This is a genomic window from Actinomyces howellii (genome assembly GCF_900637165.1).
GTDB lineage: Bacteria > Actinomycetota > Actinomycetes > Actinomycetales > Actinomycetaceae > Actinomyces > Actinomyces howellii.
The window spans coordinates 1,767,611-1,782,857 of record NZ_LR134350.1; the positions used below are offsets into that span (position 1 = coordinate 1,767,611).

7 protein-coding genes, 1 tRNA gene and 1 riboswitch are annotated in these 15,247 nt (G+C 74.0%); of the genes, 6 read left to right on the forward strand and 2 right to left on the reverse strand.

Features of this window, described 5'->3' with window-relative positions; genetic code table 11:
* Nucleotides 1-9: 9 nt before the first annotated feature.
* A riboswitch (TPP riboswitch) is annotated at nucleotides 10-141 on the reverse strand.
* 253 nt (nucleotides 142-394) lie between these two features.
* The 6 genes from EL245_RS07565 to EL245_RS07585 all read left to right on the forward strand — a co-directional run bounded on the left by EL245_RS07565 (nucleotide 395) and on the right by EL245_RS07585 (nucleotide 8,559).
* Nucleotides 395-688, forward strand: coding sequence for a DUF4235 domain-containing protein (locus tag EL245_RS07565; RefSeq protein WP_126382589.1), 294 nt, complete (start codon nucleotides 395-397; stop codon nucleotides 686-688).
* Nucleotides 689-1,266: 578 nt separating this feature from the next.
* Nucleotides 1,267-1,341 (forward strand) — tRNA-Arg (locus EL245_RS13225).
* 30 nt (nucleotides 1,342-1,371) lie between these two features.
* Complete coding sequence (locus EL245_RS07570; RefSeq protein WP_126382590.1) at nucleotides 1,372-3,510, forward strand: hypothetical protein; 2,139 nt, start codon at nucleotides 1,372-1,374, stop codon at nucleotides 3,508-3,510.
* A gap of 267 nt (nucleotides 3,511-3,777) precedes the next feature.
* Complete coding sequence (locus EL245_RS07575; protein ID WP_161512758.1) at nucleotides 3,778-4,350, forward strand: DUF4241 domain-containing protein; 573 nt, start codon at nucleotides 3,778-3,780, stop codon at nucleotides 4,348-4,350.
* A 245-nt stretch (nucleotides 4,351-4,595) separates the two neighbouring features.
* The gene (locus EL245_RS07580; protein WP_126382592.1) at nucleotides 4,596-7,079 is read left to right on the forward strand and encodes a (Fe-S)-binding protein; all 2,484 of its coding nucleotides are present in this window, start codon (nucleotides 4,596-4,598) and stop codon (nucleotides 7,077-7,079) included.
* 109 nt (nucleotides 7,080-7,188) lie between these two features.
* Nucleotides 7,189-8,559, forward strand: a complete 1,371-nt coding sequence (locus tag EL245_RS07585) for an MFS transporter (protein WP_126382593.1) — start codon at nucleotides 7,189-7,191, stop codon at nucleotides 8,557-8,559.
* Between the two features lie 33 nt (nucleotides 8,560-8,592).
* On the opposite strand, the gene EL245_RS07590 is transcribed toward EL245_RS07585, so the two are convergent.
* Nucleotides 8,593-9,423: a uracil-DNA glycosylase gene (locus EL245_RS07590; RefSeq protein WP_126382594.1), complete on the reverse strand. Its 831-nt coding sequence runs from the start codon at nucleotides 9,421-9,423 to the stop codon at nucleotides 8,593-8,595.
* Complete coding sequence (locus tag EL245_RS07595) at nucleotides 9,420-15,173, reverse strand: DEAD/DEAH box helicase (RefSeq protein WP_126382595.1); 5,754 nt, start codon at nucleotides 15,171-15,173, stop codon at nucleotides 9,420-9,422. Before EL245_RS07595 ends, EL245_RS07590 begins: the two co-directional genes overlap by 4 nt.
* Nucleotides 15,174-15,247: the final 74 nt, after the last annotated feature.

Here is a 15,247-nt window from a genome sequence, read left to right on the forward strand (position 1 = left end):
CCGGGCGCGCCCGGGGAGATCTCGACTTCCTTCGCCGGTACGAACCGGATCAGGTTCGAGGGTCTGCGGTGGTCCGCACTCTCAGCGCCGGCCCCGAGCCGCCCAGACGGCCCGGATCGTGGCGCTCCCCTGTCGTGTGCCGCCAGTGTAGTCCTGCGGCCCCGAGCCCTCCGCCGGCCGCCCGCCCCGTCCGCACACGCCCGGCTCGCTGCACTGCCCGGCTCGCTACCCGGATCGGTCCCCCGTCCGGCCCGGAGCCCCGGCCGCTCGACCCGCCCGGGCCCCCTCCTCAGTGCGCGGGCGGAGGAGACGGGCCGGGCGGTGGTGCATGATCGTGCCGTACGCGTGACGCCGCCCGGCCGGACGGCCGGCGCCCAACAGGATCGGAGATGCCATGCCCACCAAGGACCTCGCCTGGACCGCCACCTCGGCGCTGACCATGGTCGCCGCCGGCTTCGTGGCCAACAAGATCGTGTCGACCGGGTGGAGGGCGGTCACCGGCCGGGCCGCGCCCAAGGACCAGGACGAGCTGCTCACCGCGGGGCTGGCCGAGGTGGTCGTCTTCGCGGTCGTCTCCGGCGCCCTGGTGTCGCTGACCCGCGAGCTCGCGCTGCGCCAGGCCGCGGTCTGGTACGACCGCAGTGCGGTGAGCGCCCGGTTCGGGCCGCGCACGACTATCGAGGCCTAACCGCTCCGGCCGGCCGTCTCGACCGGCCGCTCCAGCCTGCCCTTCCTGCCGGCCGCTCCTGCCAGCCGCTCCAGCCGGCGAGGTCCTGCGACGCCGGTTCGACTGCCGCACGGCCTCCTCATGACCTGCTGACCACCCGTCATCACAGGTCCGCCAGGTTGTGATGCACATAACATGCGCATCCGGCGGTCGAGTCACCTGGCGGAAACGGCTGAATCCTGCGGAAACCTCGCCTACCAGCCCGAGGCCCGGCATGCGAGAGCGCCTTGATATGTGCATCGCAGGGCTCCTTGCACATGTCAGCCACGCTCAGGCGCCGCGAAGGATCCTGAGGCGCCGGGATCTCAACGATTCGCATCGGCGACGGAGGTATTTTATGTGTCAATCACCTCTCGGTGCCTCATCGCCCCCTGATCCAGCGCGCTCCTTGCCCCACGGATGAGCAGGTCCACGGAGCACGTCCGCCTCACCCTGCGCGCGAATGGGCGCCGCCCCCTTCTTCTGCGCCCCCGTTCCACGCACCAGGTGCGACAAGAGGCCGGCTCAGTGGTGGTAGCGTGATGCGGTCTGTACGACTGCGGCGTGTAGTTCACCAGAAGAACACCGGGCTTCTTACCCGGAGGGAGCAGGGGCAGCACCTGCCACGCCGGCCAAGGCGCGCGCCATGCGCACGGAGGAGCACCATGGAGTACCCCTACGCCTTCAACCAGTTTCGCTTGGCACTGCACACCGCAGCCACCTCCCCGGACCCCGACGAGCGCACCCGGGGGGCGCGCCGCGCCATGAGGTGGGCGCGGGCGCTGGCCGCGATCGCGCGCGGCAAGGTCCGGGTCGGCTCGCGATCCCCAGTGAAGGGCCTGCCGGTCTGGGTGACGCCGGAGGTACTTCGCGGGGGATTCGCCACCGGCCGGGCCCTGGCCGAGGTTCCCCTGTCCGAGGAGGAGACCCGGCGCCTGGAGCGCCTCGGGCTGCCTGCCACCCGCGAGGCCCTGCTGGTCTCCTGGCTCACCGACGAGGGCATGGCCGAGCTCGGGGCGATGCTCGACGAACGGGCCTACATCGTCGAGATTCCCGAGGACGGAGCCGTGCTTCTTGCCGCGGCCCTGCTGCGCGCGGGTCACGAGCACGCGGCACTGACCGCCCTGTCGGAGATCAGCCCGCTCGCCGGCAGGCTGCGCCTGACTCCCACGCCCGCGCCCCCGGCCTCTCACGCACCCGAGACCTGCTTCCGGCGTTCCGCCGCGCAGGTCAGCGACTCCCTGCGGCGCATGCGCCCGAGCACCGCCGTCGAGGCGCAGCGCGAGGCGCTGGGACTGTGGCTGCCCCTGACGGACCAGGTGGTGTCCTTCTGGTCCACCCGGCACTCAACGGCGTGGAGTGCCGAGGACGTCGCTGAGGCCCGCCGACTGCTGGCCGCCTACGAGGACGCCTGCCTCCAGGGCACGCTGTGCCGCAAGTACCGCCACCCCAAGGAGAACCTGCCGATCCTCGTCTCCGCGCTGCGCGCCGGGGTGACCGGCGAGCTCGACGAAGCCTGGCGACGCCGGGTCGCGCACGTGCTGGGCTGCGTCCAGGCCAAGCGCGGCCTGCCGGGCGACGAGGCAGCCCAGGCGCTGCGCCGCGAGCAGCGACGGGTGGCCGGTCGGGCCAGCCACAGCGACGTCGCCCGGGTCGCTGCACGGCGTCTTGACGACTTGCCGCCACGGGAGGGGATCGACGACGTCGAGAACGCCACCCGCCCGATCAGCCCGCAGGAGGCCACCGAGGGCGCGGCCGCGGGGACGCCGCTGCCCGCCGCCGTGCGCCGTCGGATCGAGATGGGTCGCGCGGGCTCCCTGCCGCAGCTTGTGGAGCAGGGGGCGGTGCCCTCCGCGGAGGTGCTCGCCGAGCTCGTCCCTCAGGTGACCGCCGCCCGGTTGGCTGCCGGTTATGAGGACCCGGCCCTGGGAGCGGCCGTGGCGGCGACCTACGCCGCCTTCCGCCGTCGTCGGACTCTTCTGCTGCTCGACTACGCCTCGCAGTTCCGCTTCGAGGAGCTGCCGTGGATCCAGGCGGCCGACGCGGCGCGCCGCTCCAGCCCGAGCCGTGACGCCGCGGAGGTGGGCCGGCAGGTGGCGGCGACGGCGCTCGAGGCCTTCCCCGGCACCATCCTGCCCAACGCCCTCATCAGCGAGCTGCGCACGCTGTGGGATGCCGGTGGCATCCGGACCACGCTCACCGAGGAGCTCGCGGCCGACATCTTCATGGGCGGATTCTCCACGCGCTTCGTGGCCTCGGCGCAGGAGGCCGCGCGGCTGCTGCGGGGGACGCTCTACGAGCGTTACTACGGACTGGACTACGACGCCGTGCTCACCCTGCCGGTCACCCACGCCGGTCCGGACTCGGCCTTCACCACGATGTGCTCGGCGGGCGGCTCGGGTCTGTCCGGGACGGCGGTCACCGGGGCGATCATCGAGCGCCAGCAGATCCTGACGACCCACAACCTGGCCGCGATGGTGATCGCCGGGGTCGAGCCCGCCTCGGGATGGGCTGAGCTGGCGGTGCGGGCCTCGGAGCGCACCGCTACGCTGCTCGGGCGGGCGCGAGCTCATGGCGAGTCACGTTCGTACGCTCGGCTGAGGAGCATGAAGAACGCCGCCTACGCATGGAGGCAGGCGGTGTTCTTTCTGTCGATCGCCGACGGCGCCAGCCAGGACCTGCGGCCGCGGACCACGTTTCCGGCACGGGTCGAGGAGTCGATGTCGCGACTGGTGGCCGATCTGGACCGCAGCCGGAGCACGCCGGTCCGGCCCTTCCTCGGGTGGGGTACCTGGGACGTGTGAGGCCGGGTGCGCCTCAGGCGGACGGCACCCGCAGGCGGCTGGCACCCCGGGGGATCAGCACCGAGCCGAGGGCCTGGTGCTCCGCGGACAGGCTCGGTGCCGCTGACGGAGGCCTCGGCTCACGTGACCGACGCGCATGGGGCCGCCTAGCATCGCCCTCATGAGCAGTCGTGAGTTCTACGCCCTGACCACAGGCCCCGTCCCCAGCCCCTTCGATGACAACGACCTCGCCGCCGGGACGGTCGCGCTCACGTCACCGACCTGGGGGTGCTGCGGGTGCCCTCGGGACGGGTCGAGGCCTGCGACCCCTTCGTCACGCTGGGCGAGGGGCCGGTCTACGCCGTCGAGCCCGGCGACTACCCGGTGCGGGTCACGGTGGCCGACGTCTCACCGGCGCAGGACGGCTCGCATCTGCGCGAGGCCTACCTGTCCATCGTCCTGGCCGACGGCGAAGCGGCCTCCGTGGAGGAGGCTGAGACAGTCAACGGCGACGACGGCGGCGTGGGGGTCGACGCGGGCACGGTCGGTTTCGCCGACCACGAAGCAGTCTCCACCGCCATGCCGTCGGACGGCGTCGACTGGTACGAGGAGCTCTTCGACTCCGGTGAGCCCGACTCCTGGTTCGAGCTCATGGACAGCACCGAGCACTTCCGCGCCGGCGCGGCCAACATCGTCATGCCCTTGGCCGAGAACGGGGAGAACGTCGTGCTCTCACACTCCGGCTGGGGCGACGGCTTCTACCCGGTCGTCCTGACTCGCGACGCCGACGGCTCGCCGTTGGGCCTGCACATCGACCTTCAGGTCGTCGGCCGGTCCGCCGATCACGAGGACGAGGACTGAGCGGGCAGGGGACAACGAGCCGCCGGGGAGCAGGACTGCCCGCACCCCTCGGCCTCTCAGCCCGCCACCGGACAGCTCACCCGACAGCGTCACCGGTGACCACGATCGAGAACCGCCAGCCCGCCCAGAGGCGCCTGACCCTCAGCGGTCCGACCCCACGGCCCGACCCCACGGCCCGACCCCGACGGACGGGCTGTTCCTCGGCGGTCCGACCCTCCCGCGACCCGCCCACTAGGCTGGTTCCCATGAGCCCGCTTGCGATCGTGCACACCGTCTGCGTCGTCATCGTCGTGCTCGCCACCGTGGTGGGCGTGGCCGTCTTCGCGCGCGCCTGTTGCACGATCGTCAACCGCATGCGGGTGGGGCGGCCGGCGCCCGAGCGGGTGCGCCCGGTGGCGCGGCGCGCCTGGCTGTCCCTGTGGGCCGCCCTCAACCACTCCGCCTTCAGGAACCGGCCCTGGATCCGCGCGGCCCACTGGCTGGTCATGGTCAGCTTCCCGCTGCTCTTCCTCACCCTGGTCACCGGCTACGGGCAGGTCCTGGGGGACTCCCGCTTCGAGCTGCCGTGGCTGGGCCACCAGGCGTGGTGGGCGTGGGTCGTCGAGGTCATCGCCTGGGCGAGCCTGGTGGGGATCATCGGGCTGGTCGCCGTGCGTCGACGCCTCACGCGCGGCGGGGCCGCGGCGCCCCCCTTCCCCGATGCCGAGTCGGGGCCGAGCCGCCCGCGCACGTCCCGCTTCTCCGGCTCCTCCGCCTGGCAGGCGCGCTTCGTCGAGGGCGTCGTCACCGGCGTCGTCGCCTGCGTCCTCGTGCTGCGGATGCTCGAGCACGCACAGCTCGCCGTGTCCGACGACCCCGCGGCGCGCGCGCTGGCCAGCTGGACGCACTTCCCGCTGACGGCCTGGACCGGGCCGCTCCTGGAGCCCCTGGGTGCCCAGCCGCTGGCGATCGCGATCACCGTCGTGGCCACGATCAAGGTCCTCATCTCGATGTCCTGGTTCGTCGTCGTCGGCCTCCAGCCCTCCATGGGCGTGGCCTGGCACCGCTTCCTCGCCTTCGTCACGATGTACGCGCGCCGCGAGACCGACGGCTCCAAGGCCCTGGGCCCGCTCCAGCCCCTCGTCTTCGACGGCCCTCAGGGCCCCACGGAGCTGACGGCCCAGACCCTCGACGACCTGGAGGCGGCCATGGAGTCCGCCGAGGAGGGCGGCACCGAGCTGCGCCTGGGGGCGGGCCGGATCGAGGACTTCACGTGGAAGGGCCTGCTCGACTTCTCCACGTGCACCGAGTGCGGCCGCTGCCAGGACCTGTGCCCGGCGTGGAACACCGGCAAGCCCCTGAGCCCCAAGCTCCTCGTCATGGCGCTGCGCGACCACCACGCCGCGGCCGCCCCCTACCTGCGCGCCGCCCGGGCGCTGGGCACCGACCCCGAGGAGATCACCGACGAGGAGCTGGCCGCCCGCCGCGCGGCCGGGCCCGTGGGCAGGCTCGTCGGGATGCGCGACGGCCTCGCCCTGGGCGCCACAGCGGGTCAGGTGCCCGGCAGCGCCCACAGCGGGGACGTCCTCGGGGCGCTTCTGGCCGCCCAGGCCTCCCCCAGCGACACCGGGGTCGCCACGCGGCCGGCGCCGCTGGCCGGGGAGGTCATCCCCCCCGAGGTCCTGTGGTCGTGCACGACCTGCGGGGCCTGCGTCGACCAGTGCCCCGTCGACATCGAGCACGTCGACCGGGTCGTCGACATCCGTCGGGAGCAGGTCCTCATGGCCTCAGCCTTCCCCAAGGAGCTCGGCCAGATGTTCCGCAAGATGGAGTCCAAGGGCAACCCGTGGGGCCTGCCTGCGCGCAAGCGCATGGAGTGGACCAAGGGCCTGGGCTTCGAGGTGCCGGTCGTCGGCGTCGACGTCGAGTCCGCCGAGGAGGTCGACTACCTCCTGTGGGTCGGCTGCGCCGGCGCCTACGAGGACCGGGCCAAGAAGACGACCCGGGCCGTGGCCGAGCTGCTCGACATCGCCAGGGTGAGCTTCGCGGTGCTCGGCGACGCCGAGACCTGCACCGGCGACCCTGCCCGGCGCGCCGGCAACGAGATCCTCTTCCAGACCCTGGCCGCCCAGAACGTCGAGACCCTCAACGAGGTCGGGGCCAGGCGGATCGTCGTGACCTGCGCCCACTGCTTCAACACCCTGGCGCGGGAGTACCCGCAGGTCGGCGGGAGCTACGAGGTCCTCCACCACACCCAGCTGCTCAACGCCCTCGTGCGTGAGGGCCGCCTGCGTCCCGTCGCGCCCGGGGCGGGGGCGGGCGCAGCCGGGGGTAGGCCGGGTGCCCCGGAGCCGGAGGGAGCGGGCACGGCAGGGGCAACCGCTCCCGCGGCGCCGGTCGTCACCTACCACGACGCCTGCTACCTGGGCCGCCACAACCAGGTCTACACCGCCCCGCGCGAGCTGCTCGAGGCCACCGGCGCCACCGCCCTGGAGATGCCGCGCTCGCGTGAGCGGGCCCTGTGCTGCGGGGGAGGCGGTGCGCGCGCCTTCATGGAGGAGTCGATCGGCACGCGCATCGCAGCCGAGCGCGCCCGCGAGGCGGTGGGCACGGGGGCCCAGATCGTGGCCACGGCCTGCCCCTTCTGCACGACGATGCTCTCCGACGGCGTGGCGGGCCAGGACGGGGACGTGCGCGTCACGGACGTGGCCACCCTCATGCTCGAGGCGGTCAAGCGCGGCCAGGGCTGACACGCCCGGGCACCACGCGACGCGGATCACCTCGGCTCCCCGCGACACCACCAGCGGCGCGGATTAGCGTAGGCCGTCGCCCCGTCCCGCTGTCGCAAAGGAGCCCGCCGTGCCCGAGTCCGGCCTGCGCGTCTACGCCTCGCTGCTGCGTATGCCGCACGTCGCCCGGTCCGCCGTCTTCGGCGTCGTCGGACAGTTCCCGCTGCCGCTGCTGGGGATGGGCCTGCTCATCGGCATCCGCGACGGCTACGGCTCCTACACCCTGGCGGGAACCGTCTCGGCCGTCATGGCGCTGACCTCCGCGGTGACCGGGCCGATCGTGGGCCGGCTCATCGACGCCCACGGCCAGCGGCGCGTGGGGCTGCCGGTCGCCGGGCTGTGGATCGCCTCGATCGGTTTCATGAGCGTGGCGCTGGCCTGGCGGCTGCCCTCGGGGGTCGTCATCGCCGCGGGGGTCCTCCTGGGCACCTCGGTGCCCTTCTCCTCGATGCTGCGCGCTCGCTGGCGGCACGTGCTGGCCGACCAGCCGGGACAGCTCAACTCGGCGCTGTCGCTGACCAGCATCCTCGAGGAGATGATGTGGGTCATCGGCAACCCGCTGGCCACGGTGCTGGCCACGAGCGTGGCGATGCTCGCTCCCCTGGCCGCCGCCGTGACGGCGATCGTCCTGGCGGTCATCGGCTTCCTCCTCGACTCCAGCATCGAGCCGCCGGCCACCGGTCGGGCCGGACGGAGGCCCGGGTGGCGACTCATAGGCCCGCACGGGCCCCGGTCGGCCGCCCGCGGCGAGCGGGGCACCGACGCCGTGGACGCGGGGCCGGCCGGAGAGGCCGTGACAGGCCAGACCAGTGACGCGACAGACCAGACCCGTGCGCCGCAGGCTCGGGAGCGGATGCTCACCCTCGGCTACGTCTCCCTGCTGACTATCACCGTGGCCTACGGGGCCTTCATCGCCGCCACGAACGTCTCCATCGTCGCCCTGGCCACCGAGCTGGGGCGCCCTGGGACCGCCGGCTCCGTCATCGCCTGCTTCTCGGGGGCCTCGATGCTCGGGGCCCTGGGCTACGGGGCACGGGCATGGCGCTCACCGCTGTGGGTGCGCTTCTACGCGGGCATGGTCGTCGTCGCCGCCGGGTCCTCGATGCTGCTGTGGGTCGACTCCCTGGGCGCCGCGGCGATCGTCCTGGCCGTGGCCGGTCTGGCCCAGGCCCCCACCGTGGTCAACGTCAACCAGCTCCTCATCCGGATGACGCCGGCCTCGCGCTTCACCGAGGCCATGGCGCTGCTCGGCGCCATGTTCGTCATCGGGATGGCCGTGTCCAACCTCGTGACCGGCAGGATGGTCGACCTCATGGGCTCCCACGGCGGCTTCCTCAGTCTCGCGGGCTTCGCCTCGGCGGCTCTGCTCATCGGCGTGTGCTCAGCCCGCCCGATCCGCGCGACCACGCGACCCCGGGTCGAGGACCTGCTCACCTCCTGAGCACGAGGTCGCTGGCCGGCTCCCAGGCACGTGTCAGGGGTACGCGAGCGCTGCCCGGAGGACCTCGTCGAGCATGTCCTCGGTGAGGCGCCCGGTGAAGGTGTTCTGCTGGCTGGGGTGGTAGGAGCCGAGCAGGGTGACCCGCTCGCCATCGGGCCGCGTGAGCACCGCGCTGGCGCCGTGACCGAAGCGGGGCTTGGGGCGCGGCACACCCCAGCCCGCCGTCCTCGCCACGCCCAGGGTGGTGTCCCAGGCGATACCCCCCAGGGCGAGCAGGACGCGCAGTTCAGGCATGAGCGCGATCTCGCGGACCAGCCACGGCGCGCAGGCGGCTTTCTCCTGGGTGGTCGGCTGGTTGGCGGGTGGGGCGCAGCGCACCGCGGCCGCCACGCGCAGGCCGGTCAGCTCCTGGCCGTCACCCGCGCCGACCGAGGTGGGAAGGCTCGCCAGGCCCGCACGATGGAAGGCGGCGAAGAGCCAGTCCCCGGAGCGGTCGCCGGTGAAGACGCGGCCCGTGCGGTTGGCGCCATGGGCCGCCGGGGCGAGCCCGACGACGAGGATCCGCGCGTCAGCCGGGCCGAAGGAGGGGACGGGCCGCCCCCAGTAGGGCTCGCGGGAGAAGGAGGCGCGCCGACCGGTCGTGGCGACCTCCTCCCGCCAGGCCACGAGCCGCGGACAGGCGCAGCACACGCTCACTGCGGCGTCGAGGTGGTCCAGGTCCCGCGCCGCCCGGGCCAGGCGGACCACGCCGGCGGCCGACCGGGCCGTGTGGGTGGTGGCGTCGGCGGGGTCTCCGGGCCAGCCGGTTCCTGGTGGGACGGGAGAGGCGACACGCTGTCCGGTCAGCGGGTGGGGCTCGGTCACCCTCCCATTGTGTCGCGCCAAGAGGGGTCGACGGTCAGCCGCATGCCGCGCGGGTCGCGAACCAGGCCCGCCCCGGCCAGCAGCTCGCTGACGGCGCGGTCGACGGCGGGGATCCCGTTGAGGGACTCCACAAGACGACGTCGTACCGCGCCCGCCGCCTGCCGGGTCATGGCCCGGCGCTGCGCCCCGACGAGAGCCCGGAGCGCCGCCTCGAGCTCGGCAGGCTCGGCCGTGTAGGAGACGAGGGCCCGCATGGTCTCGGCGGCGTAGAGCACGGGGCGCCCGTCGAGCAGGACGACGCTGGTCCCCCTGCGTCTGGTCGGGGTGGACGGCGCCTGGCGGCCCTGGAGCCCCGGGGGCAGGGCGGGCTCAGGCCACGGCACCCCGCGACCCACGAGGCAGGCGGGGTCCTTGAGGTCGACGACGACGCAGTCTCGACAGCCCGGCCCGCCGCGGCCGTCCGCCTCGGGACCGGCCCCGTCCCGGGGGTCCGCCCCACGGCCCGCCCCGCCGTCGGCGTCCAGGGCGCGCAGCGCGTCGACGGTCTCCCGCTCGGCGAACTGGGCCGGACCGAAGCCCTCGACGAAGCGGCCGCGCATAAGCGCCCCGGTGTCCTCCATGCGCCGCAGCAGCGGCAGGAGGTGGCCGAAGCCCCCGGGCGTTCCCGCCGCGAGCGCGAGATCGGGGGTGATGATGCCGTAGCGGTCGATGAGCGACTCGACGCTCGCCAGGGCGGCTTCGGCGTCACCGACCTGCGGGGCGTGGAGGTGGTACCAGACGGCGCCCGTCACGATCGCCGCGGTGGCGGGGCCTCCGCCGACTGAGCCGGCGGGTCCGCCGACGGCTGAGCCGGCGGGTGAACCGGCGGATGAACCGGCGGCTGAGCCAGCGGGTCCTCGACCGGTGGCGCCCGGGACCGCTGCTCCCCCCGTGTTGTCAGGGGTGACGGGGACGGTTCGGGTGGACCAGGACAGCGGGTCGGCCGGGGCGGACGTACCCAGGAGGCCGGCGTAGCGGCCACGACCGCGCCGACTGCGCACGCGCCGTCGTGGTGCGGCTGCTGGACGCGGGGCCAGGGCGCGCCGGACGGGTTCGAAGCTGCGCGCCGTGGCCGAGCCTGAGAGGGTCAGCCGCCACGTCCTGTCGACCGACAGCGCCTCGGCCTCAAGGGACTCGCCCACCACGGGCGCCAGCGGGGAGTCCGAGGGGAAGAAGGCGATCTCCTCGGGCACCAGAGAGGTGCTGTCCGGGCCGGGCGCGGGGACCGTTCCGGGCGCGGCGAGCGGGGCGCCACCCCCGGGCTCGCCCGGGTCCCCGGCGGTGACGGCGCCTGTCCGTGACTGCCAGACGACGTCCCCGGAGGCGATGAGATCATCGAGCATGGTGGGCCGGTAGTCGGCGACGCGTGCAGGCAGGACCTGCTCCTCCCACTGCGCCGCGGGCAACCAGACTCCCTCCAGGGCGGCGATGGCCTCCGCGAGCGCGTCGACGCCCGTGCGCGGCTCGGCTAGTCCCGCCCGGGAGAGCACGAGCCGTTGCAGGGCGTACGGGCTGACCGGTTCGACTGCCTCACGCGCACGGGCCAGGGAGCGGCTGCGCACGCGCCGCAGGACCTCGGGGGCCATCCACCGCGCGTCGGCGTCGCCTCCACCGAGCCGCACGAGCTCGCCCGCATCGGCCAGGTGGGCCAGCGCGTCCTCGGCCACGGCCTCACCCAGGCCGAAGGCGTCGGCGACATCCCGGCCCGTCACCCGGGCGTGGGTCCGCGCGTAGCGCAGCACGAGCTCACCCAGGGGGCTGCGGTGCGAGGCACGTGGATGCCCGCGGGCCTGCTCCTCGACCCAGTCGGGGACGGTGGCACCCAGTGCGGCCCGCAGCACCGGGGCGTCCTCGAGACGCGACCAGCAGCGGCGCGTGCCGACAGGCACCTGCAGGGCGCGGCGGGACTGCTCCAGCTCGCCGAGCGCGGCGCGGACGGCGGCCTCGTCGTCCCGTCCACCCCGGCACCGCACGGTCAGCTCGGCAACGGTCAGTGGACCAAGCTCACGCAGGAGGTCGGCGACGCCCTCGACGTCGGCACGTACCCGCCGCGGCGGGGAGAGCCGTTGGAGGTCGGCCTCCACCTCGTTGAGGGTGTCCTCGTCGAGCAGCTCGGCGGCGACGTCGTCTCCGAGCAGCGCCGCGACGGCGTCGGGGTCGAGGGACAGCAGGTGGGCACGGCGCTCGGCGTGGGGCAGGTCCTCCTCGTAGAGCAGGGCGGCGGTGTAACCGAACAGGAGCGGGGCGGCCAGCGGCGAGGGCGTGCGCGTCGTCACGTCGACCACGCGCACGGTGCCGGCGGCGATCCGCCCCATGAGGGACGCCAGGGCGTCGAGGTCGTAGACGTCCTGGAGGCACTCGCGGGCCGCCTCGATGAGGATCGGGAAGTCGTGGAACTGCCTGGCGGCCTGGAGGAGCTGGCCGGACTTGAGGCGCTGGAGCCACAGGGGCACGCGTCTGCCGGGGTGGGGCCGGGGCATGAGCAGGGCGCGGGCGGCGCACTCACGGAAGCGCGAGGAGAACAGGGCGGTCTCATCGATCCGGGAGCGGACCAGGCTCGTCAGCTCCGCGGCGTCGAAGGCCACGAGCTCGGGTCCGGGCGGCGGGCCCACGGGGACAGGCACCTGGAGGACGATGCCGTCGTAGGCGACGACGAGCTGGGGCTCGAAGCCCATCGTCGTGCGCACGCGTTCTCGGATCGCCATCGCCCAGGGCTCGTGCACCCGCCGGCCAAAGGGGCTGTGAAGGATGAGCCGCAGGCTGCCGCTCACGTCCTCGTTGCGCTCCAGCACGAGCGTCGTGTCGCTGGGGACGACGCCGGTGGCCGCCTTCTGCTCCCGCAGCAGGTCCACGAGGTTGGCGCGGGCCCTGGCATCCAGGCCCGCGGCGGCGAGGCGGTCGAGCAGGGCGGGCCTCACCTCGGGAGCCCGCTCGGGCGTGGGGACGAGGACCTCCCCGGCGGCGAGGACTGCCCCAGGGGCGGGTGCGGCCGCGGGGGCGGGGGCGGGGGCGGCCTCGGGAGCCCCGGCGGCGAGCCGGGCTGCGGCGTCGTCGAGACCGGCGGCGGCCTCACGCAGGAAGGCGCCCCGGGCGGCGCCGGTGGCCGCGGGACGACCGGGCCCGTCACCGCGCCAGAAGGGCAGGCGGGAGCTGCGGCCGGGGGCGGGGTCGACGACGACCCGGTCCCCCGTGATCTCGCGGACCCGCCAGCTCGTGGTGCCCAGGGTGATGACGTCACCCACCGAGGTCTCGTTGACCATCTCCTCGTCGAGCTCACCGACTCGGCGCCGACCGCCGTCGTCGGCCCCTTCTGGCAGGAGCACGGGGAAGGTGCCGCGGTCCGGAATGGTCCCAGAGGCGGTGACGGCCAGACGCTGGGCTCCGGGGCGGGCGACCAGGGTGCCGGCCTGTCGGTCCCAGATGAGGCGCGGGGCGAGGTCCGCCAGGTCCGCAGTGGAGTAGCCGCCGGTGAGCAGCTCCAGGACAGAGTCGTATGAGCTGCGCGGCAGGTCGCGGTAGGGGGCCGCGCGACGCACCGTGCGGTACCAGGCATCGACCTCCAGGTCCTCCACGCTGGCGGCTGCGACGGTCTGCTGGGCCAGGACATCCAGGGCGTTGGGCACGAGCGCGGTGCGCTCGATGGCCCCGGTGCGCATGCCCTCGGCGACGACGGCCGCGTCGATGAGCTGGGTGCGCTGAACCGGGTAGATGACGCCGCGGGGCCGCCCGCCGACGCGGTGGTCGGCCCGGCCCACGCGCTGCACACCCGAAGCGACCGAGGGCGGTGGCGCGACCTGGAGGACGAGGTCGATGGAGCCCATGTCGATGCCGAGCTCGAGGGAGGCGGTGGCGACGACGCAGCGCAGCTCACCCGACTTCAGCTCGCGCTCGACGGTCAGGCGTTGCTCCTTGGACACCGACCCGTGGTGGGCCTTGGCGATGACAGGCGCGGCCTGGGCGTGGTTGGCGTCCCCCATCTCCCAGGACTCGCGGTGCATCACCGGTTCGCAGTGCGTCCTTAGTCCCGACGACGGTGCAGAGCCTGGCCCGGCACCCGAGCCGGCGCCTGGTCCGGCGTCTGGTCCGGCACCCGAGCCGGCGCCTGATCCGGCGTCTGATCCGGCGTCTGGTCCGGCGTCTGGTCCGGCACCCAGGGCAGCACCCGAGCCGGCGCCCGATCCGGCGTCTGGTCCGGCGTCTGGTCCGGCACCCAGGGCAGCACCCGAGCCGGCGCCTGGCCCGGCACCCGAGCCGGCGCCTGACAGCACGCGCATGGCGTAGGCCTCGTTGAGGCGGGCGGTCAGGCGTTCGCAGACGCCTCGGGAGTTGACGAAGACCAGGGTGCTGCGGTGGGCCAGGACCTGGTCGAGAACCGCCTCCTCGATATGCGGCCAGATCGACCCGCTGGTCTGGGGGGCGGTGCCGGTGCGCCCGACCCCGGCGGTCGTCAGCCCGAGCGAACCCGATGGTTGGGGAGCTTCCGGGGCCGGGGGCGGGCCAGAGCTGGACGAGTCCTCGGATCGGGGGACGTCGACAACGCCGGAGGAGTCCTCGTGGCTCGATCCGCCCGCGAGCGCCGATGCAGGCCTGGCACCGGACGCACCGTCAGCACGGGGCCCTCCCTCGGCGCCGGCGAGGGCTCGCCGCAGGGCGCGGTCGGAGCGCCAGACTCGGGTGGGATCCGGCGGCCGCCCCTGGCGCAAGGAGCCAGCCGTCGCGCGCTCCATGCGGGTGCGCCGGTCGGCGGTGGCGGGCACCTGCGCCATGTCGTCCACGGGAACGGTGACCGTGATCTCGGGGGCGGTGCGGCCGTCGTCGGCGATGACGGAGACGGGGTGGGGGCCGCCAAGGAACCGGGCGATCTCCTCGCGCGGGGAAACCGTGGCGGACAGGCCGATGCGCTGAGCCGGGCGCTCCAGGAGATCGTCGAGCCGCTCGAGGGACAGCGCCAGGTGGGAGCCTCGCTTCTCACCGGCGAAGGAGTGGATCTCGTCAACGATGACCGTCTCGACGGTGCGCAGCGTCTCCCGCACGGCGCTGGTGAGCATGAGGTACAGCGACTCGGGCGTGGTGATGAGGATGTCCGGTGGTCGGGTACGCAGACGGCGTCGCTCCGCGGCAGGGGTGTCCCCGGAGCGCACGCCCACGCTCACGGGCCTCACCGGTGCGCCGAGGTGGGCGGCGGCCTCCGTGATCCCGTCGAGGGGGCGACGCAGGTTGCGCTCGACGTCGGTCCCGAGGGCCTTGAGCGGTGAGATGTACAGGACGCGCACGCCGCGGCGGTCGCTCCGGGCGCCGCCGGGGAGGGTCCCAGTCCGTCTTGCCGTCTGATGAGCACCGGTCCCGCCCGAACCGTCACCCCAGGCCCTGGCGAGGACGGTACCGCCGTCGTCCACCTGCCCGGCACCGTCCACCAGCGCACCGCCCCCCTGCTCTCCTCCAGCCACCCCGAAGGCCTCGGGACCGCTGGCTCTGGTGGCCTTCGGGACGGTACCGCCGATGATCCGATCGATCGCGGACAGGAAGGCCGCCAGGGTCTTGCCCGATCCCGTGGGGGCGATGACCAGCGTGTTCTCACCGCGGCCGATCGCCGCCCAGGCGCGGTCCTGGACCGGCGTCGGGCCGCCGGGGAAGGCATTCGCGAACCAGGCGCGCGTTGCTGGGGCGAAGGCTCCCCAGGCCTGCGGGACGGCGGCTCGGTCGGCGGTCATGATTCCAGTATGGGCGGTGCCACCGACACGAGTGGGTCGCGCCCGCGGCCATCCCAGCACGGTGCTCCTCCCCG

Excerpts from the sequence above, each read along its gene's own strand:
- EL245_RS07580 (WP_126382592.1), top strand. The coding sequence starts at position 4,596 with ATGAGCCCGCTTGCGATCGTGCACACCGTCTGCGTCGTCATCGTCGTG.
- EL245_RS07595 (WP_126382595.1), bottom strand. The coding sequence starts at position 15,173 with ATGACCGCCGACCGAGCCGCCGTCCCGCAGGCCTGGGGAGCCTTCGCC.
- EL245_RS07570 (WP_126382590.1), top strand. The coding sequence starts at position 1,372 with ATGGAGTACCCCTACGCCTTCAACCAGTTTCGCTTGGCACTGCACACC.
- EL245_RS07565 (WP_126382589.1), top strand. The coding sequence starts at position 395 with ATGCCCACCAAGGACCTCGCCTGGACCGCCACCTCGGCGCTGACCATG.